At 45.4% G+C, this 22,381-nt stretch carries 21 protein-coding genes; 10 read left to right on the top strand and 11 right to left on the bottom strand.

What is annotated here, in order from left to right:
• Nucleotides 1-3: 3 nt before the first annotated feature.
• The 5 genes from HGT73_RS09730 to dapA form a co-directional block, all read right to left on the bottom strand.
• Complete coding sequence (locus tag HGT73_RS09730; protein WP_214214251.1) at nucleotides 4-1,983, bottom strand: tRNA(Met) cytidine acetyltransferase TmcA; 1,980 nt, start codon at nucleotides 1,981-1,983, stop codon at nucleotides 4-6.
• Nucleotides 1,984-1,988: 5 nt separating this feature from the next.
• Nucleotides 1,989-2,858 carry a KPN_02809 family neutral zinc metallopeptidase gene (ypfJ, locus tag HGT73_RS09725; RefSeq protein WP_214214240.1) on the bottom strand — a complete coding sequence of 290 codons (870 nt, stop codon included), beginning with the start codon at nucleotides 2,856-2,858 and terminating at the stop codon, nucleotides 1,989-1,991.
• A 142-nt stretch (nucleotides 2,859-3,000) separates the two neighbouring features.
• Nucleotides 3,001-3,714, bottom strand: a complete 714-nt coding sequence (gene purC, locus HGT73_RS09720) for a phosphoribosylaminoimidazolesuccinocarboxamide synthase (RefSeq protein ID WP_214214238.1) — start codon at nucleotides 3,712-3,714, stop codon at nucleotides 3,001-3,003.
• Nucleotides 3,715-3,855: 141 nt separating this feature from the next.
• Entirely contained in the window at nucleotides 3,856-4,887 is a 1,032-nt protein-coding gene (gene bamC / locus HGT73_RS09715) for an outer membrane protein assembly factor BamC (protein WP_214214236.1), read from the bottom strand.
• Between the two features lie 14 nt (nucleotides 4,888-4,901).
• Nucleotides 4,902-5,780, bottom strand: coding sequence for a 4-hydroxy-tetrahydrodipicolinate synthase (gene dapA, locus HGT73_RS09710; RefSeq protein ID WP_214214426.1), 879 nt, complete (start codon nucleotides 5,778-5,780; stop codon nucleotides 4,902-4,904).
• Between the two features lie 142 nt (nucleotides 5,781-5,922).
• Here dapA and HGT73_RS09705 point away from each other — a divergent pair, with 142 nt between their 5' ends.
• From HGT73_RS09705 to bepA, 3 genes are all read left to right on the top strand, one after another.
• The gene (locus HGT73_RS09705; RefSeq protein WP_214214234.1) at nucleotides 5,923-6,471 is read left to right on the top strand and encodes an ACT domain-containing protein; all 549 of its coding nucleotides are present in this window, start codon (nucleotides 5,923-5,925) and stop codon (nucleotides 6,469-6,471) included.
• Between the two features lie 158 nt (nucleotides 6,472-6,629).
• Nucleotides 6,630-7,100: a thioredoxin-dependent thiol peroxidase gene (bcp, locus tag HGT73_RS09700; protein ID WP_214214232.1), complete on the top strand. Its 471-nt coding sequence runs from the start codon at nucleotides 6,630-6,632 to the stop codon at nucleotides 7,098-7,100.
• A 23-nt stretch (nucleotides 7,101-7,123) separates the two neighbouring features.
• Nucleotides 7,124-8,584 carry a beta-barrel assembly-enhancing protease gene (gene bepA / locus HGT73_RS09695; RefSeq protein ID WP_214214230.1) on the top strand — a complete coding sequence of 487 codons (1,461 nt, stop codon included), beginning with the start codon at nucleotides 7,124-7,126 and terminating at the stop codon, nucleotides 8,582-8,584.
• A 139-nt stretch (nucleotides 8,585-8,723) separates the two neighbouring features.
• Here the strand turns inward: bepA and HGT73_RS09690 are convergent, their stop codons facing one another.
• The 5 genes from HGT73_RS09690 to upp all read right to left on the bottom strand — a co-directional run bounded on the left by HGT73_RS09690 (nucleotide 8,724) and on the right by upp (nucleotide 12,854).
• Nucleotides 8,724-9,035 (bottom strand): DUF805 domain-containing protein, encoded by a 312-nt coding sequence (locus HGT73_RS09690; protein WP_214214221.1) that lies wholly within the window; start codon nucleotides 9,033-9,035, stop codon nucleotides 8,724-8,726.
• A 15-nt stretch (nucleotides 9,036-9,050) separates the two neighbouring features.
• A complete protein-coding gene (locus tag HGT73_RS09685; RefSeq protein WP_214214219.1) occupies nucleotides 9,051-9,458 on the bottom strand; it encodes a hypothetical protein in 408 nt (135 codons plus the stop codon).
• A 615-nt stretch (nucleotides 9,459-10,073) separates the two neighbouring features.
• Nucleotides 10,074-10,790 (bottom strand): DnaA inactivator Hda, encoded by a 717-nt coding sequence (gene hda, locus HGT73_RS09680; protein ID WP_304374017.1) that lies wholly within the window; start codon nucleotides 10,788-10,790, stop codon nucleotides 10,074-10,076.
• Nucleotides 10,791-10,905: 115 nt separating this feature from the next.
• Nucleotides 10,906-12,165 (bottom strand): uracil permease, encoded by a 1,260-nt coding sequence (uraA, locus tag HGT73_RS09675; RefSeq protein WP_214214217.1) that lies wholly within the window; start codon nucleotides 12,163-12,165, stop codon nucleotides 10,906-10,908.
• Nucleotides 12,166-12,227: 62 nt separating this feature from the next.
• A complete protein-coding gene (gene upp, locus HGT73_RS09670) occupies nucleotides 12,228-12,854 on the bottom strand; it encodes a uracil phosphoribosyltransferase (protein WP_214214215.1) in 627 nt (208 codons plus the stop codon).
• Nucleotides 12,855-13,087: 233 nt separating this feature from the next.
• Between upp and purM the strand changes: the two genes are divergently transcribed.
• Both purM and purN read left to right on the top strand, forming a co-directional pair.
• A complete protein-coding gene (gene purM, locus HGT73_RS09665) occupies nucleotides 13,088-14,125 on the top strand; it encodes a phosphoribosylformylglycinamidine cyclo-ligase (RefSeq protein WP_214214213.1) in 1,038 nt (345 codons plus the stop codon).
• Nucleotides 14,122-14,778 (top strand): phosphoribosylglycinamide formyltransferase, encoded by a 657-nt coding sequence (gene purN, locus HGT73_RS09660; protein WP_214214211.1) that lies wholly within the window; start codon nucleotides 14,122-14,124, stop codon nucleotides 14,776-14,778. The genes purM and purN overlap by 4 nt, the downstream gene beginning before the upstream one ends.
• Before the next feature lie 49 nt (nucleotides 14,779-14,827).
• Here purN and HGT73_RS09655 read toward each other — a convergent pair whose 3' ends face one another.
• The gene (locus HGT73_RS09655; protein WP_214214203.1) at nucleotides 14,828-16,021 is read right to left on the bottom strand and encodes a lactonase family protein; all 1,194 of its coding nucleotides are present in this window, start codon (nucleotides 16,019-16,021) and stop codon (nucleotides 14,828-14,830) included.
• A gap of 163 nt (nucleotides 16,022-16,184) precedes the next feature.
• Here HGT73_RS09655 and ppk1 point away from each other — a divergent pair, with 163 nt between their 5' ends.
• The 5 genes from ppk1 to HGT73_RS09630 all read left to right on the top strand — a co-directional run bounded on the left by ppk1 (nucleotide 16,185) and on the right by HGT73_RS09630 (nucleotide 22,164).
• Nucleotides 16,185-18,245, top strand: coding sequence for a polyphosphate kinase 1 (ppk1, locus tag HGT73_RS09650; protein ID WP_214214201.1), 2,061 nt, complete (start codon nucleotides 16,185-16,187; stop codon nucleotides 18,243-18,245).
• 3 nt (nucleotides 18,246-18,248) lie between these two features.
• A complete protein-coding gene (gene ppx / locus HGT73_RS09645; protein ID WP_214214199.1) occupies nucleotides 18,249-19,775 on the top strand; it encodes an exopolyphosphatase in 1,527 nt (508 codons plus the stop codon).
• 21 nt (nucleotides 19,776-19,796) lie between these two features.
• Nucleotides 19,797-20,405: a methyltransferase domain-containing protein gene (locus tag HGT73_RS09640; RefSeq protein ID WP_214214197.1), complete on the top strand. Its 609-nt coding sequence runs from the start codon at nucleotides 19,797-19,799 to the stop codon at nucleotides 20,403-20,405.
• A gap of 65 nt (nucleotides 20,406-20,470) precedes the next feature.
• Nucleotides 20,471-20,695, top strand: a complete 225-nt coding sequence (locus tag HGT73_RS09635) for a DUF2633 family protein (RefSeq protein ID WP_214214194.1) — start codon at nucleotides 20,471-20,473, stop codon at nucleotides 20,693-20,695.
• Between the two features lie 38 nt (nucleotides 20,696-20,733).
• Nucleotides 20,734-22,164 carry a magnesium transporter gene (locus tag HGT73_RS09630; RefSeq protein WP_214214192.1) on the top strand — a complete coding sequence of 477 codons (1,431 nt, stop codon included), beginning with the start codon at nucleotides 20,734-20,736 and terminating at the stop codon, nucleotides 22,162-22,164.
• Nucleotides 22,165-22,381: the final 217 nt, after the last annotated feature.

The following is a 22,381-nucleotide window of genomic DNA, read 5'->3' as shown; positions in this document are numbered from 1 at the left end:
TACTTACAATAAACCCTCAGTCTCGTTTGCCGAAACCTCGGATAAAATCATGAGAAACTCTGCCGTTTCACGGCGTAATTGTGCTAACCACTGTTTATGACTCCAACCTTCAGGTCGCTGCGTCGACACTAAACAATGATGTAAATGTGACCAACGCGCTAATTGAGGATACGCGTGCAATGCCCGAACAAGGGACGGAAAACTAACACTTAATGGACGATGAGCATGGGCAAAACCTACTAGCTCATGATGGTCTGCAACCGAAAATGGATGATCAAGTCGTGCGGTGATGGGTAACTCTATTTCGGGGCAAAAGCGTGATTGTTGAATCGGCCAATCGCGTTGAAAATGGGCGACTGCCTGTGTACACAATTGCTGTCCCGCAGCCGAAATCGGAAAGAGCGCCATTGCCGCGTAGCAACCACTACTGGCTTCTCGCATTCCCCCTATTCTGACTAATTGAAAACCACAATGTTGCCAAAATTGCCATAATTCAGGGGTGAAGCCAAAGCTGACCGAGATAAAATCTTTGTCTTGTGACTGCGAAAATACGGCCTCTACTAAGCGACGTCCACAACCCTCTCGACGTAATGATTGGTTAATAGCAATACGACTGATCCGTCGGCTGGCTAACTGCATTGCTTGTGGGAAACGACTGTGCGCGGCTAAGGATTGTGCAATCAAATTACCACGGGGTCTTCGTTCTCCACGCCAGACGGCTTGTGACAGTTCTGCACTCTGCCCCCCCTCGTCTATCCACCCTACTACCCCATAGCATTGCTCATCGGCAACGAGCTGCCAATAGCCACTTTGCGGAGCATCCATCATTCGCCGTAAATCTAATGGCGTAGTACGATAATGTGCAGATTGTAAAAGATGAAAAGTGCTTGCGGCTAACTGAACATGAAAATCCCAATCCGAAGGATGATAAGCCCGGAGTGTTAATCGCTTTTTTTGAGGTAAAAGAGAGGGTAATGGCTGTGGATTATGCAGCACTAACAAACGTTCAACAAAGGTTTCGAGTGGATCATCAGCTTGATAACGATGCGGGTTATGGAGTCGGTAATGATGGTTAACCGCGATCGACGCACTAAACTTTAATAAAAATCCCTGCCCGGTCCCTTCATAGCCCTCTGTGGTCGTCAGCAATAAACAGCGAGGGAAACGGGAAACTAGTGCCTGTAACTGTGCGCTCGGTAATGACGCTGCCTCATCAATAATTAGCCAGCGCCATGACGTCGTTGTATTTTCGGCTAAAATCGCATCAGGAGCCATAAAATGGTAATGTTCTTTGGCAAATTCAGCCATGACTGCCGTCGAGAGCTTGGCTGGACCAGTAATCAAACACGGTGCTTGTCTGGCTGCTAACATTCCCCCTAATGCCGATTTCCCACGCCCACGCGGGGCGGTGACAATGAAATTGCCTGCCGTTGCCGACACTAATTCATCGATAATTGCCTGTTGTTGGGTATTACCCTGTGGTTGCCATACGCGCGTATTCAGTAGACGTTGATCAGGCTTTATCGATCCTTCTCGCCAGATTAGGTGATCGGCAGACTGTGTGAGTTGGCGCCAAAGATGACGATTAAAAACTGGCGTCGTGATAGGCTGCTCGCAATCAGCCCAACGTTGACTATCCTCATCGACCACTACGTCTTTATCGGTATCACTTGGCAGTAGCAGCAATAACCAGCTGCCTGCCACTAAGGTACCGGCTAGCGCCGCAAAGACTTCGAGATGCATACCTCGCGACGCATCGTAGATAGCATGTAATCCTTCTTGTCCCAAAAACTGACGGGCAGCCTGAGCCACGATTTCTTTTGGATGTCCGGTTGCTACTGTACTAATACGTCGCCAATCCCCCGGATAATCAGCCTGCCATTCAGCGGTCGCTTTAGCACGAAATACCGCTGAACCACTGATTACGCAAATACGTCGCACTCCACTGCGACGCATTTGCTCAACGATAAACGCTGGCTGCACGACAATTATCCCGCAAAGGTATTACATTGACTTGGTTCGCCACTGTCAAAGCCGCGTTTAAACCAATTGTAGCGTTGCTGAGACGTTCCATGAGTAAAGCTATCGGGAACAACCCGCCCTTGGCTCTGCTGCTGGAGTTTATCGTCACCAATCGCTTGCGCAGCATTTAACGCTTCTTGTAGGTCACCGGTATCAAGAACCTGTTTTTGCTGCATATAATGCCCCCAGACTCCGGCAAAACAATCCGCTTGTAGCTCTAATTTTACCGATAACTGGTTTGCCTGCGTTTGCGATCCCTGCTGCATTTGCTGACGAACTTTACTTTCTATTCCGAGTAAGTTTTGTACATGATGTCCAACCTCATGTGCGATCACATACCCTTGTGCAAAATCCCCCCCTGCCCCTAATTTATTTTTCATCTCATCATAGAAAGAGAGATCGAGATAAATCGTTTTATCCGCTGGGCAGTAAAAAGGCCCCATGACTGACTGTCCAGTACCACAGCCGGTGCGGGTAGCATTGCGGTATAACACTAATTTTGGTGCTTGGTACTGCTTACCCATTTTTTGAAAGATTTCGCCCCAAGTATCTTCAGTAGATGCCAATATGACGGAAGTAAATTTAGCCGCTTGAGCATCATCACTAGTCTGCGAAGAAGAAGAATGGGATTGTGTCACTGAGGAATGTTGGCCATTTCCGCCGAGCAATGGCGTTAAATCATAGCCATAATACCCGGCAACCACGACGACAATTAGCAGAACAATACCGCCTTTACCTGCTGGAATACGAAAGCCAGAGCCACCACCGCTAGGCGCTGAACGGTCATCACGACGGTCTTCAATATTGTCACTTTCTCTACGTCCTTGCCAACGCATAGCCTTTCTCTCCATTTCTATTATCGTATGACATAAATAGTAATAGCTGAGCGCGTGGATAACCAGTAGAAAAACTAAAGTTGCTGTAGTAGGAAGGAGATAAAGAAGAAGCACTCGCTACGCTGAGCGAGTGCTTTAAAGATTAGTCTAACTTGACACCTAATCGATGAGCGACCATTTCATAGGCTTCAACAACACCGCCTAAACTTTGGCGAAAACGGTCTTTATCCATTTTATCTAATGTTTCTTTATCCCACAGCCGTGCGCCGTCGGGAGAAAATTCATCGCCAAGTACCACTTCGCCGTTAAACAGTCCAAACTCGAGTTTGAAATCAACGAGGATAAGACCGGCAGCATCGAATAGCTCAGTTAATACTTGGTTAGCTTTAAGCGTTAATTCCCGCATACGTGCAAGATTCTCACCACTGACCCAACCAAAAGTCTCGCAATAAGATTCATTAATCATTGGGTCGTGATGCGCGTCATCTTTCAAAAAAAGATCAAAGAGCGGAGGGTTTAACACTATCCCTTCTTCAACGCCAAGACGTTTCACTAACGAACCCGCGGCACGATTACGAACGACACACTCTACAGGAACCATATCGAGTTTTTTAACGAGAGCTTCAGTCTCTGATAATAGCGCTTCCATCTGCGTGGGGATGCCAGCTTGTGCCAGTTTTTCCATAATGAAATAGTTGAACTTGTTATTCACCATTCCTTTACGGTCGAATTGCTCTATACGCGCCCCGTCTCCGGCTGATGTATCGTTGCGGAATTCCAGAATTAGCAGATCCGGATTATCGGTGCTATAAACTGTTTTTGCCTTACCGCGATACAGCTCAGCTTGCTTTTGCATCTTGTTAACTCCACTTATCATCGACTCTAATCATTTATCTGCGTAGTAGCCGATTTTCAACTACGCAATCGTTTACCTACTTGCGCGCTATTATGCCAAAATAAAATAAAAAAGGCCGGAAATTTCCGGCCTAAATACCATTTATTTATTGAGCGCTGCTTGCAGCACGGCCACCAGCGCGTCATTTTGTGACTGCGTAAGAATATGGCCTTTCGGATCAATAAACTGCAAGCTACTACGGTTACCTAAATCACCGACTTGTAACTTGTATTTACCTTCAACCAATTGAGGATCCGTCGCACCTAATGCAGCCCATTGACTACTACTTAGGTCACTATAGCTCACTTGTAAACTACCATCCGCGCGATTGCTATCCGAAATAGTCATCCCTGCCAGCGGTAATGCCTTAGGAAGACGCTGCCAAGTCACATCGAATGGCGCACGAATAATTAAGTTCGCCAGTCCTGTATCGTCTGCACCACTCTGTACATCAATCATTCCAGTACGGCTTGCTGCTGCCGCATTTTGACGATTAGTTTCAACAGTATTGATCTGGGCAGAAATAACATTCAGTAATTGGGCGGTGTAACGCTGAATTTCTGAAGGGCTAGTGACCGCTTGACCTTTTTGCTCTAAGGCTAGAGGTTTAACCATTAATGTCTGCTCATACCCCTGTGTCACCACAGAGACCTGATAACGACCGCGATACTGATGGTCTTCGTCTGGACGATTCCATGAAATCCAATCAGTGGTTAACTGCTGGCCTGCATCATCTTGTTGGGCAATGGCAAAATTATTCGCACGTAGGGCTGCGATAGTTTGTCCCCACAAAGAAGAACCGGTATTGGCGATCTGTAGCGTCCCGGTTGTTCCTTGGAACTGAGCACGGCTGCCATTAAGCAAGGATAATGCCTGCATAGGTGGGCGAATATCTAATTGCTTACCGACTGCGCCTTGGCTGCGCCCTTGTGGCACGACATAGTTTCCAGACTCCAGCGGTAGAATCATCCCTTGCGGCACGTTCAACTGGCTCAGTGCTGGTGCATCGAGATACTCTTCATTACCATTCACTTCACGCTTGTAGTGTTGGTCATGCGAACAACCCGCTAATAGCATTGCTACGGAGAGCCCCGCAACCTTAACTACCGCCGAATTTTTAACTGAGTAAGCCATTAAATCTCCCTAACTTATCGCAGTCCTGCATCACGAATTGCCTGCAACAGTATCGGTTCAGATGTTACCGATAAAGGTGTCATTGGCAGACGCAAGGTGTCATTTGCGATCAATCCCAGCTGTTTAGCCACCCATTTCACTGGGATAGGATTTGGTTCATAAAATAAGTGCTGATGAAGCGCCATGAGTCGTTGGTTTAGCACACGTGCCTCAGTAAAATTTCCCGCGGCCGCCAGGGCACAGACTTGTGCCATCTCGCGAGCGGCCACATTCGAGGTTACTGAAATAACGCCCTGCCCACCCAACTGCATAAAGTCTAACGCTGTTTCATCATCACCACTAAGTAAAATAAAATCTTCTTTGGTCAACGCTTGGATCTGACTAACGCGGAATAAGTTCCCGGTCGCCTCTTTAATTCCGATAATATTTTTTATTTCGGAAAGGCGCGCAACGGTTTCAGGCAACATATCACAACCCGTGCGTCCGGGCACATTATAAAGTAATTGCGGCAAATCGGTACTCTCAGCAATCGCTTTAAAATGCTGGAAAATTCCTTCCTGTGTCGGGCGATTATAATAAGGCACAACGGTCAAACAGCCAACAACACCACTATTTTCTAGGCGCTGTGTCAGCGCAATGCCCTCAGCGGTCGCATTGGTACCGGTACCGGCTATCACTGGGATGCGTCCAGCTGCCAATTCGACGGTTCGCAGAACGACATTAATATGTTCGTCGTGGGTGAGAGTTGCAGATTCACCTGTGGTGCCCATAGAAACGATTGCAGACGTTCCACTATCAATGTGGTAATCAATTAATTTTTTTAGGCTACTTTCACAAACTTGCCCTTTTTCGTCCATCGGTGTGACGAGTGCAACAATACTTCCGGTAAACATAGCTATCCCCTCATTTCCCAAGGTCTTCATGGTAAGGTGTCCATCACACTAAAAGCAAGATGGTGAATGCACTCAACCGCTTGTCAGCAGTTTTTTTTATGTTTACCTTAAGATAATTAGTAAAACACTGGGAAATATCACATTGTCATCTTCACCTGTGCATTTAGTTATCACGGCGCTAGGCAGCGACCGTGCTGGAATCGTTAACACTATTACCCGACATGTTAGTCAATGCGGATGTAATATCGAAGACAGTCGACTGGCATTACTCGGCGGAGAGTTTACCTTCGTGATGTTGCTTTCGGGCTCCGCTAATGCGATTAATATGATTGAATCGACGCTGCCGATTAAAGGGGCTGAACTCGAACTATTGATCGTGATGAAGCGCACGCCGACTGGCTGTACACCTGTTCGTCACGAGGGTTTCTCATTAAGTGTCGAAGTGCCCGACTCCCCGCGCATCATTGAACGCTTTACCGCGCTACTGACCCACCATCAAATGCATATCGCAGAATTAATGACACGCGCGCATCCTGGGACACCGGCCATGCTCTCTATCCGAATCCACGCTTATGGAAGTTCTTCGCGTGCAGTCGTCGATTTAGAGAAGAATTTTCAACAGCTTTGTTATGAATTATCGGCTAAAGGCGTTCTACATACCGATGGTCGCCAAGAAACTGAACGTTTATAAAAAGACTTTCTTACAAGAGACACATAATTAACTTGAAAGCAGATAAAATTACCCTCTATCCTAACAATTGAAAAACCTATCTTCCGCCTTAATCTACGTGGAGATAGATAACCGATGACTCACGTCATCTGTAAGCAAATAATGATTGGAGATAACGTATGTCCCCTTTACAAGTAGGCGATAGCGCGCCGCAATTTACTTTACTCGACCAAGACGGCGAAGAGGTGAGTTTATCTGATTTCAGTGGTGAGCGTGTTCTCGTCTATTTCTACCCCAAAGCGATGACACCGGGTTGTACGGTACAAGCCTGTGGTCTGCGCGACAATATGTCATCCTTGAAGAAAGCGGGCGTTCAAGTATTAGGGATCAGCATAGATAAACCGGAAAAGCTGTCCCGTTTTGTGGAAAAAGAGCTTTTAAACTTTACGCTACTGTCAGATGAAGACCACAAAGTGTCCGAAGCGTTTGGGGTTTGGGGTGAAAAGAGCTTCATGGGCAAGAAGTATGACGGTATCCATCGCATCAGTTTCTTGATCGATGGCAAAGGGAGTATCGAAAAAGTATTCGACGATTTTAAAACCTCGAACCATCATGATATCGTTTTAGATTACGTACAGTCACATCCATAACATCAGGCTCGCGAGGGGGCGAAGTGTCGTTAGCAAAAAGCACGTTGATCGCGACGACGATCGCCGCCTTACTCACTTGGCATAGCCTCGCCTTAGCCGATGTAGCGGATACCTTACCGGATATCGGCACAACGGCAGGGGACACACTATCCATTCATGAAGAATTACAGATGGGCGATTTTTACGTGCGCGAGCTACGTGGCAGCGCCCCACTGATTGATGATCCATTGTTAACTCAATACATTAATGGCTTGGGTCAGCGCTTGGTCGCTAATGCCTGGTCGGTGAAAACGCCCTTCCACTTTTTTCTTATTCACAATGATCAGCTCAATGCCTTCGCTTTTTTTGGCGGGAATGTGGTCTTACACTCCGCTCTGTTTCGTTACACTGACAACGAAAGCCAGCTCGCCTCGGTCATGGCACATGAAATCTCTCACGTTACTCAACGCCACTTAGCCCGAGCGATGGCCGAGCAGCAAAAGAGCGCTCCACTTACTTGGGGCGGTGCACTAGGGTCTATTCTGTTGGCGATGGCCAACCCACAAGCAGGAATGGCGGCATTAACAGGAACGCTCGCGGGATCGCGACAAGGCATAATCAGCTTTACACAAGAAAATGAACGAGAAGCTGACCGGATAGGTTTACAAGTATTACAACGTGCCGGATTTGATCCACAAGCGATGCCAGATTTTCTGCAAAAATTAGCCGACCAAACTCGCTATTCAACCCTGCCACCAGAAATTTTATTGACTCATCCCTTACCGGATAGCCGACTGGCGGATGCACGAAATCGTGCCAACCAAATGCCACATCCCATACTCCAATCCTCTCAAGAATTTTATTTCGCTAAGGTTAGGATAATGGCCATGTACGGCTCAGAGCGTGAGAACGGCCAATTGGACGATCTTTTAAATCGGTACGAAAAAGGAAATGGTCGCGAGAAATTAGCGGCAACCTATGGCCGTGCAGTGATGTTTATGCAGGCAAAAAGTTTCGATAATGCTCATCGCTTAGTCACTCAATTACTCAGCCAACAACCGACTAATCCTTGGTTTCTCGATTTAGCCACCGACGTCGATATTGGCCTTAAACACCCCGAACAAGCCGTAAAATTATTAACGGCGGCCTCCGCTAATCAGGCTAATCCGGTGATTAGCGTTAACTTAGCCAATGCCTATCTCGAAGCCAAACGCCCCACTGATGCCCTCAAGATACTACATCGCTATACTTGGGATTATCCAGATGATCCTATCGGTTGGGATCTGATGGTGCAGGCCACGGGAGATTTAGGGATGACGAACGAACAACGCTTCGCTCAAGCACAAGGACTCGCACTCAGCGGTCAATTAGATCAAGCTATCAGGGCCTTAAGCGATGCCAGCGGTCAAGAAAAAACTGGTAGCCTCGCCCAACAACGCTACGATGCGCGTATCGACCAGCTGCGATTATTACAGCAGCGTTTTCGGCAATATCAGAAAGGGTAATGACACGGGTTTGATCACGAATAACTCTGTGTTTAGCTATCCCTCTTAACTTCCCCTATAACCCGTGCCGATCTTTTTCATTAATTTCTAGGCCTTCAAGCAGAAAAATAGAGAATGACGAACTGTTAATGTCTTGGCGTTATTTATCAACTGTTTTTGGAAAACAGAGAAAAATGAAAAATAAATAGGGAATAAAAAAAACTAAAAGGATTATCCAGTGTGAATACCCTGCATCATTGATTCTTCTACTGGCTATAGATATAAGGGGGAGTAAAAAAAATAATAAGGGTAAGAGAGAGATCTCATTCAGCGTGGAGGTGAGAGTGTTTAAGTAGAGAGCAAACCAAGAGGATTGAAGGAGTAAAAAGAGAGTATAGACTCGCCTATTTTCAACTCCCTGATAACTAAACGTCCGTTTGTAACATCGTAAAACCGCCAGTAACCGTTGCATAAAATTCTCAAGCATTTATTTTAATTGAGTCAATGCTCTCATCAGCGATGAAAGCTCATTAATAGGGTCAATGAACTTAATCTGTTTCGTGTGACTATCATATTTTGCTGCACAAATAGGCTCACCCATTCCTCCATTATCTTTTATAAATCTCACTTCTAGACGCTTATAAAGTAGTATATTTTGAATTGGATCAGTTCCGTAAGCGAATAAGTTTCCGGTAGGGATTCTATAATTTTCCGTTATAAATCTTGGAAGAATCTTTTCATGAATATCAGGTAATCTCAAGGGTGAGGTGAAAATTATTGAACCAGAGTCATCTAGTGAAAAGAGTGCCGAATTATCTAACGAAGGATTCTTAACTAATGGGTGACCAGAGAATATTTTAACCCTTTGCCATAACGAGAGTGTCGAAGTATCCATTTTTTCACCATCAAGGTATACGGTAAACAACGCTATGTACTTGGGTATTTGACATCCCAATATTATTCCATTTTGGGCTCAAGAAATCATACAACCTCTCTACAACAATGTATGTTCCAGCCCCAGTAAAATTACCAACTTCCATAAAGAATTCCTTTTCCATAAGGGGAATAAGGAATACTATTATAATTAAAAACCTAAACCAAGTACCAACCTCTCAAATCCTATCATTATAGAATTGACACCAACAACCAGAAATATTCTTAAAACTTTTCAGATGAACGATTAATAAAATTATTAATGTAGCGGTGGTAAATTGAAATAAAATATAAACTTAATGAGTATTTTTATATTTATTTGTAACCGACGAGTTTCTAAAGTGGAATTTTTTATTTTTAAAAAAAGAGAGGATTAATAGCGCAGATATGCATTAAGCGTAATGCAGGCGGTGCAAGGAGTATTATTATAGGGAGAAGACGAGTGCAACTATCGTTAACTCCAGCATAATAGACAGGATAATGATAAAAATCTCCTCTATTTTAGAGGAGCCTTTTCAGCCATCCTGTAGCTTGAATACTGATAACCGTTAACACGCCAGAGTTTATGTATACTGCCTTAAAGCCCAAGCGCCTCTTTCACAAAGGGAATCGTTAATTTACGTTGCAGACGAATGGAAGCGCGATCGAGCTGGTCAAGGGTTTCAAACAGCGTACGCATTTCACGATCAAGGCGTTTAATAAGAAAACGGCCAACATCTTCTGGTAGCTCAAAGCCACGGATCCCAGCACGCTTTTGTAAAGCGAGAACTTTTTCATCGTCATTAAGCGGTTGTAACCAGTAGATCTGTCCCCAATCTAGTCGGGAAGCCAGATCGGGCAGTTGTAGATCAAGCTGTCGTGGCGGCGCATTACCGCTAATCAGCAGCCGCGTTTTCCCAACCTCAAGAATACGGTTATAGAGGTTAAAGATCGCCATTTCCCACTCTTCATCCCCAGCAATGCAGTGAATATTATCGATACACACTAGGGCAAGTTGTTCCATCCCCTCCAGCACTTCAGGCGAGAACCACGTCCGTTTATCCAGTGGAACGTATCCGACGGCCTGCTCACGCGCCGAGAGTTCACTGCAGGCTGCATGCATTAAATGACTGCGCCCTGCACCCTCTCGCGACCAGAAGTAGATATACCCTCCTTGGGGCTGATTCAATACCGTAGTAATCGACGCAAGTAATGCGGAGTTTGACCCGGGCCAAAAACTGGAAAAGGTTTCATCATCAGGTAGATAGAGTGGTAAAGAGAGTTGCGCTGGCGTGTTCAGAATAACCTCAATAATGGGAGCCAGTTAAAATCTTAGCCAGTTTAGCATAAATTTGGGGAAGTGTTGAATGGGTGAGTAACTGTTCGATCTGAGGCTTAATAGGGGGAGTAATTATCCTCCCCCTATTTTACTAGTCTTCTACCGCCGCTTCCGGCAGCCAGCGTTCAATCAGATAAAAAATCAGGCTTAACACTATCCCGACAATCGTTGCTAACGCCATTCCTTTTAGTTCGGCCGCACCGATATGAATCGACGCACCGCTCACTCCCACAATCAAAATAATAGCGGTCAAAATCAAATTTTTGGCTTTGCTGTAATCAACCTTCGCATCAATTAACACGCGAATTCCCGATGCGCCAATCACTCCATATAGTAATAACGAGACGCCACCCATCACCGGAACAGGAATGGCTTGAATTACTGCGGCCAGTTTGCCCACACAGGATAGCGCGATAGCCATGATGGCAGCCCCGCCGATCACCCAAGTGCTATAGACCCGGGTAATAGCCATCACCCCGATATTTTCACCGTAAGTCGTATTCGGTGTAGAACCAAAAAAGCCGGAAAATACCGTCGATAACCCATTTGCAAGCATAGAACGGTGCAATCCGGGGTTCCGGATTAAATCACGCTTAACAATATTAGCCGTCACGACCAAATGTCCTACATGTTCGGCAATCACGACTAGTGCTGCGGGTAAAATGGTTAAAATAGCCACCCACTCAAATCGTGGATGATAAAAGGTGGGTAAGGCAAACCATGCGGCTTGTTGTACCGGAAGCCAATTCACCATGCCCATACCTGCTGCAACAACATAGCCTGCTACCACCCCGATTAAAATCGGGATAATTGCTAAGAACCCACGAAAAAGAACCGCACCGAAAACCGTCACGCCGAGGGTAATCATCGAAACCCATAAGGTACGACTATCTACGACCGTTCCCACGTCAGTGACTAAGCCAGCCATTTTCGCAGCGACACCCGCTAATTCAAGACCAATGACCGCAATGATTGCGCCCATCGCCGCCGGGGGAAATAAAATATCTAACCATCTCGTTCCAGCAACTTTCACAATGAGTGCAACGAGACAAAACAGCACACCACAAACAATAAAGCCACCTAATGCGACCTCATACCCTTGTGGTAAGAGCAGTAATACCGGCGAGATAAATGCAAAACTTGACCCTAAATAGGCGGGTATTTTTCCTTTACAGATAAATAAGTAAAGCAGTGTACCTATTCCATTAAAGAGAAGAATCGTGGCTGGGTTGACATGAAATAAAACTGGCACCAATACCGTAGAGCCAAACATAGCAAATAAGTGTTGTAGACTTAACGGTAACGTTTGATGCAGTGGTAAGCGCTCATCGACTTCAATAGTTCGACGCATAGTAACCCCCGAATAAGAGATAAAAAAACCGACCATTAGGTCGGTATGGAATAAAATTGCGCTTATTTGGTGCCAAAAATTTTATCGCCTGCATCGCCCAATCCTGGGATGATGTAGCCGTTTGCGTCGAGGCCTTGGTCAATTGACGCCGTGTATAACTCCACCTCGGGATGAGCAGCTTCCAGTGCTGCAATGCCTTCAGGTGCCGCGACCAGCACAAGTACTTTAATAGTTTGACAGCCCGATTGTTTCAACAGATCGATAGTGGCGATCATCGACCCTCCGGTTGCCAGCATCGGATCAACCACTAAAGCCATTCGCTCATCCATATTTGAGGCAAGTTTTTGAAAATAAGGCACAGGCTCAAGGGTTTTCTCATCACGATAAACGCCAACCACACTGATCCGTGCGCTAGGAACATGTTCTAAAACACCGTCCATCATCCCCAAGCCTGCACGCAAGATAGGAACTACAGTAATTTTTTTACCTTTAATTTGTTCAATTTCGACGGGACCATTCCAACCGTCGACCGTAACCACTTCTGTTTCTAACGTTGCCGTGGCCTCATAAGTCAATAAACTCCCCACCTCGGAAGCGAGTTCGCGAAAACGCTTAGTACTGATGTCGTTTTCACGCATCAAACCGAGTTTGTGCTTAACCAGTGGATGCTTAACTTCAACGATTTTCATACTTTTTCCCCGAGCAAAAAATAAACAACAAAAAAACCGATGAATTATACCGTTTTTTAAGGCATGACGGTACGGTTGAAGACAGAAATTGAAATATTCTACTAGAGGAGATTCCTATCATCGTGACTTATCATCATTCAGGCTAAACTGAGACTCGCAAACGATTGCGACGACTGTTAGAATAACCGCGCTCTCATTTTATTACCAACCGCAAATCGCGTGGGGATTCTGCAGTGACCGACAAAACCACTCTTAGTTATAAAGATGCCGGTGTTGATATTGATGCTGGAAATGCACTGGTTGATCGAATTAAAGGTGTTGTGAAAAAGACTCGTCGTCCTGAAGTTATGGGCGGATTAGGCGGCTTCGGTGCGCTCTGTTCACTGCCAACGAAATACCGTGAACCGGTATTAGTCTCAGGTACCGATGGTGTCGGTACGAAACTTCGTTTAGCGATGGACTTAGGTCGACACGATACAATCGGGATTGATCTCGTGGCGATGTGTGTCAATGACCTCGTGGTCCAAGGGGCTGAACCCCTCTTTTTCTTAGATTACTACGCGACAGGTAAACTCGACGTCGATACCGCCGCTTCGGTCATCACGGGTATTGCAGAAGGCTGCCAACAATCAGGCTGTGCACTGGTCGGTGGTGAAACTGCCGAGATGCCAGGAATGTATCACGGTGACGATTATGATGTTGCAGGTTTCTGTGTCGGTGTTGTTGAAAAATCAGAAATTATCGATGGAAGTAAAGTTGGCCCTGGCGATGTTCTCTTAGCACTAGGTTCAAGTGGCCCACACTCTAATGGCTACTCCTTAGTCAGAAAAATTCTTGAAGTCAGCCAAACAGACCCGATGACTGAGCAGCTTGAGGGGCAATCTCTAGCGGATCATCTCTTAGCGCCAACACGCATTTATGTGAAAAATACCCTAGCGCTGATTGAAAAATTTGATGTTCACGCCATTGCCCACCTCACGGGCGGCGGATTCTGGGAAAACATCCCTCGTGTCCTACCAGAAAATACTCAAGCCGTCATCGATGAAAGCAGTTGGCAATGGCCAGCGGTCTTTAACTGGCTACAAAAAGCCGGTAACGTCAGCCGTCATGAAATGTACCGTACCTTTAACTGCGGTGTCGGCATGATTATTGCCCTACCGGAATCTGACGCAGATGCGGCACTTGCGCTGTTAAGCGATTTGGGTGAAAAGGCATGGAAAATTGGTCATATCGCAGCAGGCGGTGAGACTGAGCAGGTTGTTATTGCATGAAACGAATTGTTGTCCTGATCTCCGGATCAGGCTCCAACTTGCAAGCCATTATTGATGCCTGCCAACTTGGTAGGCTCAAGGCAGAAATCGTTGCGGTATTCAGTAATAAAGCTGAGGCTTTTGGCTTACAGCGTGCACGACAAGCAGACATTCCTACTGAATATCTTGCCGTCGGTGAGTATATAGGGCGCGAGGCTTTCGATCAGGCATTAATGGATAAGATCGATGACTACCGACCAGACATTATTGTCTTGGCAGGATATATGCGTATCTTAAGTGCTTCTTTTGTGGCTCATTATCTCGGACGGCTTGTCAATATCCACCCCTCTTTATTACCCAAATATCCCGGATTACATACGCATCGTCGGGTATTGGAAAATAAGGATCGTCAACATGGTGCTAGCGTTCATTTCGTCACTGAGCAACTCGATGGCGGGCCAGTTATTTTGCAAGCGGCCATTCCCGTCTTATCTACCGATAGCGAACAAGATCTGGCTAAGCGTCTTTTAATCGAAGAGCACCGTATCTATCCAATGGTCATTCAATGGCTGATAGAGGGACGTTTAACGTTGATTAATCATCAGGCTTGTCTGGATGGTCACCCCCTTCCACAGTCCGGTGCAAGTTTGCCAAGCCCTTCTCTTCTCGGTTGATGCTCTAAAAAATATATAAGGCCGCATTATTATGCGGCCTTTTTCTATCTTATTTACCCAGAGTCACAAATCGGATATGAGTTGGGGTACCAATTTGCAGTGTCACACCGGTTGGCGAGAGCTCTCCGGTTTTTAGATCACGTGCAAATTCAACAACATTATTAGAGTAAACATTGGCAACAAATAAGTAGCGACCGGAAGCATCAAAGCTAAAGTCACGCGGTTCGATGCCCCCTGCGGAGTAGGCTTTTGACTGACTCAACTTACCCGTCGCTTTATCCACCTTAAATGTCACAATCTGGTTTTTATCACCACGGTTTCCTACATAGAGGAAATCGCCATCCGGTGAAAGAGCTAAGCCTGCACCGCTTTTATCGTTGTCCTTCGTCGAGTCTGTCAATTTTTCAGCTTGTAATAACTCAGTCTTCCCTTGCGTAAAGGAGAACACTTTCACTTGAGCAGACATCTCTGTTGTTACATAAAGGAATTTACCGTCGGCAGAGAAGGTACTGTGACGTGGACCATCTCCAGCAGGGAAATTAATGGTGTCATCTGCCAACAAGGTAAATGGGTCTTTACGCTTAGGATCATATTGATAGACGTGAATCTTATCCGCCCCAAGATCAGCCGCTAACAGATAGTGCCCGTCAATACTGAAGGTGACTGAGTGGGCATGACCTGAAGATTGACGTCCCGCGACTTTATTGCTGCCTTGGTTATAAGGAAAGAATTGCTGAGTTTTCCCTAGGTGGCCATTACTTTGCACTGGAATTGCACTCACACCAGAACGACCGTCTGTTGCTGAGTAGTTCGCCACCAACAAATAACGCCCATCACGACTTAAGGCGGAATGTGTAGGGTGCATACCACTACTGTCGACCGTATTCAGTAATGTTAATTCACCATTTCTTTCTAGGTGATAAGCACTCACTTTGCCCTCATCGACTTCACTAACGATATAAACACGCTGATGAGCGGCATCTACAGTTAGCCATGAAGGGCTTTGAGCTGGAGTCACTGCAATGGGCATCATGCTGCCATCGGCAGAAAGTTTAACCGTGTAAATGCCTTGGCTAGGATAAAAGGCTTTTTGTACGCGAGGACCTTGTGCTTCCCCTGTCCAAGAACCGACTAAGAAGGTTTGTTCTGCAACCACAGGTTGTTGATTTAATAGACGAGCTTCATCAGCACTCGCGGCTTGATTGAAGATCAGTGCAGCAGTAATTCCCAAGTATTTTTTCATTAATATTTCCTAACAATTAAATAAAGTCTAAGAGTGACGTAACTTTCGTCAATTGGCAAATAAAAACCTCTTATTAATCAATCATAGACAAAACGGGTTTTTAATCGCCATAATGGGTCAGAGAAGTTATAATCTGCGTTCTGTGATCATCAACGGAGTCAGGATGGGTCAAGAAAAGTTGTATCTAGATAAAGAAATAAGTTGGCTAGCTTTCAACGAGCGAGTGCTGCAAGAGGCTGCTGATAAACGTAATCCGCTGATCGAACGTATGCGTTTTCTGGGTATATACTCCAGTAATTTAGAAGAGTTCTATAAAGTTAGGTTTGCGGATCTGAAACGACGAATTTTGATCGGTGAAGAGCAAGGTAGTCATAATGTTCCTCGGCATTTGCTAAAAAAAATCCAGCAACGGGTATTAATCGCTGACCAGGAATTTGATGTCCTCTACAACGATTTGTTGTTAGAGATGGCTAGAAATCAAATTTTCCTAATCAATGAACGCCAGCTCTCCGCCAATCAGCAACATTGGCTAAAACTCTACTTCAACCGTGAACTCCGTCAGCATGTCACACCAATTGTCTTAAATGCAGAAACTGACTTAACGCAGTTTTTAAAAGATGATTATACTTATCTTGCGGTAGAAATTATTCATCGGCAAGAGACACAATACGCCTTATTAGAGATCCCCTCCGATAAAGTGCCTCGTTTCATCGATCTACCGGCAGAACCACCTAGACGTCGTAAACCAATGATTCTCCTTGATAATATCATGAGATATTGCCTGGATGATATTTTCAAAGGCTTTTTTGATTACGACCAACTCAACGCCTATTCGATGAAAATGACGCGTGATGCCGAGTACGATTTGGTGACCGAGATGGAGTCAAGTTTGCTGGAATTAATGTCATCCAGCCTTAAGCAGCGGTTAACAGCAGAACCCGTTCGCTTTGTCTATCAACGTGATATGCCTTCAGAAATGGTCTCTCTGCTGTGCGAAAAACTCTCGATCACCAACTTTGATTCCATTCTCCCCGGCGGCCGTTACCACAATTTCAAAGATTTCATTAGCTTTCCTAATGTAGGTAAAGCCAATCTTGAAAATAAGCCCTTACCACCGATTCGACATAAAGGGTTTAATCCGTTTCGTAATGGGTTTGATGCAATACGCGATCGCGATATTTTACTCTATTACCCCTACCATACTTTTGAGCACGTTTTAGAATTTTTACGCCAAGCCTCCTTCGATCCTAGCGTACTGGCCATAAAAATTAATATCTACCGTGTGGCGAAAGATTCTCGCATTATGGATGCCATGATCCATGCAGCGCACAATGGTAAAAAAGTCACCGTGGTTGTCGAGCTGCAAGCACGTTTTGACGAAGAGGCGAACATCTATTGGGCAAAACGCTTAACTGAAGCAGGCGTGCACGTTATTTTCTCCGCTCCCGGATTAAAAATTCACGCAAAACTGTTTTTAATTACGCGTCGTGAAGGCGATAAAGTCATCCGTTATGCCCATATCGGCACAGGGAACTTTAACGAAAGAACCGCACGAATTTATACCGACTATTCTTTACTTTCTAGTGATGCACGGATCACCAATGAAGTACGCCGAGTCTTCAATTTTATTGAAAATCCTTACCGACCGGTGCATTTCGAGTATTTGATGGTTTCACCACAAAATACCCGACAAAGTTTATATCGGTTGATCGACACAGAAATCGCCCATGCACAGCAAGGTTTCCCTGCAGCGATTACCTTAAAAATTAATAACCTTGTCGATAATGGACTGATTGATCGCCTCTATGCAGCGTCAGGTGCAGGCGTCAAAGTTAATTTACTGGTCCGCGGTATGTGTTCGTTGATCCCGAATATTGAGGGGATCAGTGAGAACATTCATATTTACAGCATCATCGATCGCTATCTTGAGCATGACCGGGTGTATATTTTTGAAAATAATGGCGACCCGAAAGTGTTCCTTTCATCGGCCGATTGGATGACGCGAAATATCGATAATCGTATTGAAGTTGCAGTGAATATTCTCGATCCCAAGGTGAAAAAACAGATATTGGATATTATTGCCATTCTGTTTAGCGATACGGTAAAAGCGAGAATTATTGATAAAGGGTTAACAAACCGTTATCGTCCGCGCGGAAACCGTCGTAAAGTCCGGGCTCAGCTCGCGATCTATAACTATATCAACACCATTGAAAATACCGACTAACTTATGCCTATAAGCCAACATAGCCCCGAAAAGCCTCAAGAATTCGCTGCAATCGACTTGGGATCGAACAGCTTCCATATGGTGATTGCACGCGTCGTCGATGGCGCAATACAAGTCCTTGGACGGTTAAAGCAACGTGTCCATCTTGCTGATGCCATTACTATCGATAATCAACTCTCTGAAGAGGGAATCGAACGTGGATTGAGCGTACTGGCCTTGTTTGCTGAACGACTACAGGGCTTTGATCCCGCCAATGTGTCGATTGTCGGTACCCATACGCTACGGGTTGTAGAAAATGCGGAAGAGTTTCTTAAACGCGCTGCCGAAGTCATCCCCTATCCCATCGATGTGATTTCCGGTAATGAAGAAGCTCGACTTATCTTTATGGGCGTCGAGCACACGCAACCAGAAAAGGGGCGTAAGCTAGTCATTGATATTGGCGGTGGGTCCACGGAATTAGTCATTGGTGAGGATTTTGAACCACAGTTAATAGAAAGCCGTCGCATGGGATGCGTTAGTTTCAGCAAACTCTACTTTCCTGGCGGAAAAATTAGCCAAGATAATTTTCGTCGAGCGCGTTTAGCCGCCGTTCATAAACTTGAAACCTTAGCATGTCAGTACCGTCAAGCAGGCTGGCAGGTCGCGATGGGAGCTTCAGGTAGTATTAAAGCCGCGTGTGAAGTATTAGCCGCACTGGGCGAAAAAGAAAAAGTGATCACCCGCGATAGTTTAGCCCTGCTATGGGAAAAAATCAGCCCATTCGATTCGATGGATGAGCTGGATTTACCCGGATTGTCAGATGATCGTAAGTCGGTTTTTGTGCCGGGATTAGCTATCTTAAGCGGTATCTTTGATGCGTTACAGATTAAAGAGCTGCTCTATTCCGACGGTGCGTTACGTGAAGGTGTATTATATGAGATGGAAGGCCGCTTTCGTCATCAGGATATCCGTAAACGTACGGCACTAAGCCTCGCTGAGCATTATGTGGTCGATCGTGATCAAGCCAAACAGGTGTTAGAAACGGCGCGATCACTTCATCGCCAATGGGAAAAACAGAACCCTAAATTGGCGAATAACTCGCTGACTGCCCTACTAGAATGGGCCGCGATGTTACATGAAGTCGGTTTAACCATTAATCATAGCGCCATGCAGCGCCATTCAGCCTATATTCTGCAACACTCGAACATGCCTGGCTTTAGCCAGCAGCAACAGCTGCTTTTAGCAACCCTAGTGCGTTTTCATCGTAAAGCGATAAAAACCGATGAAATACCACGATTCACGAGCTTCAAACGTAAACAGTTTATGCCGCTAATTTTTCTTTTACGCTTAGCTATCTTGCTGAATAATCAGCGTCAAGCTACGACTCGTCCGGAAAAACTATCACTTTATACGGATGATGGCCACTGGACGCTTATTTTTCCAAAAGAGTATTTCAACCAAAATGCGCTAGTTCAATTAGATTTAGAGCGTGAACAAGCCTATTGGGCCGATGTGACAGGTTGGCAGCTTAATTTGAGTGAAGAAAAATAAACGCCTGGCGGTGAGGTTGGTATGACAATACTTCGTAATCCCGATTCGCGGCAAAATAATGGGGTAACGCTACCCCATGCAGAGGTCGTCTCGCTGCTTCCCCGTCTTAGTGATGGGGAAGTCCTCGATCTCGGATGCGGTACAGGGCGACACGCCCTCTATTTAAATCGTCAAGGCATCCCTATTACCGGGTGGGACAACGACCCCGAAGCGTTACACGCATTGCAGTCTGTCATCGATAATAAATCGCTGAACGGTTTAACACTGGAACAGCGTGACCTTAACCAAACGCGTTTTAACGGCCAGTTCCAAGCGATTCTCGCCATCGATACTCTGATGTATCTTGCACCCTATACGATCAGTCAATTGATTGCGGATATGCAAGCCGCTACGAGTAAACATGGATATAATCTTATTGTCTGTGCCATGAGTACTGACGATATGCCTTCTCCTCTCGATTTTCCTTTTACCTTTGCTTCAGGAGAGTTAAGCCACTATTACCGGCGTTGGCATATTGTTCACTATAATGAACATATTAGGCCTTGGTCCGCACCGAATTCGTGTGCCGAACCCGTAATGCTCCGCTTCGCGACATTACTGGCACAAAAAGCCTCGGTGAAATCACTTTAGAAACGAGAACCATAAAAGTGCCGAGATGCAGTGACGCTGTTTTACCCAATCATGGAGTTTTTTTGATGAATAACTCACCGCTGCGCCGACAAAAAAAGAAAACAGCACGCTTGATCCGTGTCGTTTTCTGGTTAAGTCTACTATTACTACTCGCCCGGCTCATTTGGGTGCTCCCAGCGGCTTTCGAGCATCATAAGGCAAAAAAAATGGCTGCACAGGTTGAAAACATGTCAGTAGGCAAACATTCAGCGCCCTCATCCGCTGAGTCAGCCCCTAATCATCAACAGTAAGGATACCCGACCCTGCTGAGAATCACATAGGATGTAAAATGTCAGAGTCTTACAGTCAATTACTGGCACAACGCCGACAAAAAATTTTAGCGCTCGTACTCAATAATCCTCTGCTCGTCGATACCCTACTTGAGCCTAAAAAGAAACTTACCTCTTCGCAATCACAGCTTATTGCCCAGCAAAAGCAGTTATTGATTGAAACTATCCTCCCGCTTCATGCAGCAGATATTGCGGATATCTTAGAATCACTTCCTGAAGAAGCGCGTCAGGCAGTGTGGCAGATTATTCCCGTCGAAAACCGTGGGCGTATCCTAGTCGAAGCCTCAGAAACTGTGTGGGAAAGTTTAATTGAGTGCATGAGTGATCAGCAAACACTGCAAGCGATTGCCCCTCTCGACCTTGATGATCAGGCTTGGTTAACGCGTTTTTTATCACGCGACCTAACAGGTAAGCTGCTTACAACCTTAGCTCCTCAACAACGTGCACGTATCTTGCCCCTAATCGGTAAAGAGCGGGGTGATGTTGCACAAGTGATGGACTTTAATATTATTACTGTCCGTCCTAATGTAACCCTAGGGGTTGTACAGCGTTATTTACGCCATCGAAAAAAAATCCATGATGGTACCGATAAAATTTTTATCATCGACCACCAAAACCAATTACTGGGTGAACTGTTACTCACTGATATTTTGCTTCATACGCCACGTTCACGCGTTATCGATGTGATGAATCCGCATCCAGTGACATTCCAACTCGATGAACATGCCGAAAGCGCCGCTAGTGCGTTTGAACGGTATAATTTGATCTCCGCCGCAGTCACCGATCGCGAAGGTAAATTGATTGGCCGGATTGCTATTGAAGATATTATTGATTTAGTGAATCAAGAAAATGAAAGTAATATCAGAAAAATGAGCGGTATCAAGGAAGAAGAAGATGTGTTTGCCCCGGTGGCGAAATCAGTTAGAAAACGCTGGGCATGGCTAGCACTTAACCTATGTACCGCGTTTATTGCCTCTCGCGTCATTGGCCTGTTTGAAGATACTATCGCCCATCTCGTCGCTTTAGCTACCCTAATGCCGATTGTTGCGGGTATTGGCGGGAATACTGGTAATCAGACTATTACCATGATTGTTCGCGCGCTCGCGTTACACCAAATCGAAACCAGTAACTTCTCATTTCTCTTCTTGCGGGAAATTGGCGTTGCCTTGATAAACGGCATCCTTTGGGGAGGCGTTATGGGGGGCATTACTTACCTGATGTACCAAAATCTTGCCCTCAGTGGTGTGATGATGTTAGCGATGATCCTCAATCTATTATTGGCGGCCTTTATGGGCGTCATGATTCCGCTGATTATGACAAAACTGAAACGTGATCCGGCAATCGGATCCAGCGTCCTAATTACCGCGACTACGGATACAGGTGGCTTTTTTATTTTCTTAGGGCTCGCAACACTTTTCTTACTGCATTAAACGCGGATAGCACGGCCAAGGCCGTGCTATCGCCGCTATTATCAGATTAAATTTTTATTCATCTTTTTATGGAATCGGTTTATCCCTAAGCGTAGAGTCATTGCTATTCCTAGTAAGAAAAATGTTTCAAAATTTAATTATTCAAATATATGAATAATTAATCTCAAACACCTCAACTAATGATTGCCCCCCCCGAAAAAAGGCTCTATATTGGCCG

This window comes from Rosenbergiella australiborealis (genome assembly GCF_018494035.1).
GTDB lineage: Bacteria > Pseudomonadota > Gammaproteobacteria > Enterobacterales > Enterobacteriaceae > Rosenbergiella > Rosenbergiella australiborealis.
The sequence above is the reverse complement of the archived record's forward strand: the minus strand, read 5'-3'. Positions and strand labels throughout refer to the sequence as shown.

Excerpts from the sequence above, each read along its gene's own strand:
- ypfJ (WP_214214240.1), bottom strand. The coding sequence starts at position 2,858 with ATGCGTTGGCAAGGACGTAGAGAAAGTGACAATATTGAAGACCGTCGT.
- purC (WP_214214238.1), bottom strand. The coding sequence starts at position 3,714 with ATGCAAAAGCAAGCTGAGCTGTATCGCGGTAAGGCAAAAACAGTTTAT.
- bamC (WP_214214236.1), bottom strand. The coding sequence starts at position 4,887 with ATGGCTTACTCAGTTAAAAATTCGGCGGTAGTTAAGGTTGCGGGGCTC.
- dapA (WP_214214426.1), bottom strand. The coding sequence starts at position 5,780 with ATGTTTACCGGAAGTATTGTTGCACTCGTCACACCGATGGACGAAAAA.
- bcp (WP_214214232.1), top strand. The coding sequence starts at position 6,630 with ATGTCCCCTTTACAAGTAGGCGATAGCGCGCCGCAATTTACTTTACTC.
- HGT73_RS09690 (WP_214214221.1), bottom strand. The coding sequence starts at position 9,035 with ATGCAACGGTTACTGGCGGTTTTACGATGTTACAAACGGACGTTTAGT.
- HGT73_RS09685 (WP_214214219.1), bottom strand. The coding sequence starts at position 9,458 with ATGGATACTTCGACACTCTCGTTATGGCAAAGGGTTAAAATATTCTCT.
- uraA (WP_214214217.1), bottom strand. The coding sequence starts at position 12,165 with ATGCGTCGAACTATTGAAGTCGATGAGCGCTTACCACTGCATCAAACG.
- upp (WP_214214215.1), bottom strand. The coding sequence starts at position 12,854 with ATGAAAATCGTTGAAGTTAAGCATCCACTGGTTAAGCACAAACTCGGT.
- purN (WP_214214211.1), top strand. The coding sequence starts at position 14,122 with ATGAAACGAATTGTTGTCCTGATCTCCGGATCAGGCTCCAACTTGCAA.
- HGT73_RS09655 (WP_214214203.1), bottom strand. The coding sequence starts at position 16,021 with ATGAAAAAATACTTGGGAATTACTGCTGCACTGATCTTCAATCAAGCC.
- ppk1 (WP_214214201.1), top strand. The coding sequence starts at position 16,185 with ATGGGTCAAGAAAAGTTGTATCTAGATAAAGAAATAAGTTGGCTAGCT.
- ppx (WP_214214199.1), top strand. The coding sequence starts at position 18,249 with ATGCCTATAAGCCAACATAGCCCCGAAAAGCCTCAAGAATTCGCTGCA.
- HGT73_RS09640 (WP_214214197.1), top strand. The coding sequence starts at position 19,797 with ATGACAATACTTCGTAATCCCGATTCGCGGCAAAATAATGGGGTAACG.
- HGT73_RS09635 (WP_214214194.1), top strand. The coding sequence starts at position 20,471 with ATGAATAACTCACCGCTGCGCCGACAAAAAAAGAAAACAGCACGCTTG.
- HGT73_RS09630 (WP_214214192.1), top strand. The coding sequence starts at position 20,734 with ATGTCAGAGTCTTACAGTCAATTACTGGCACAACGCCGACAAAAAATT.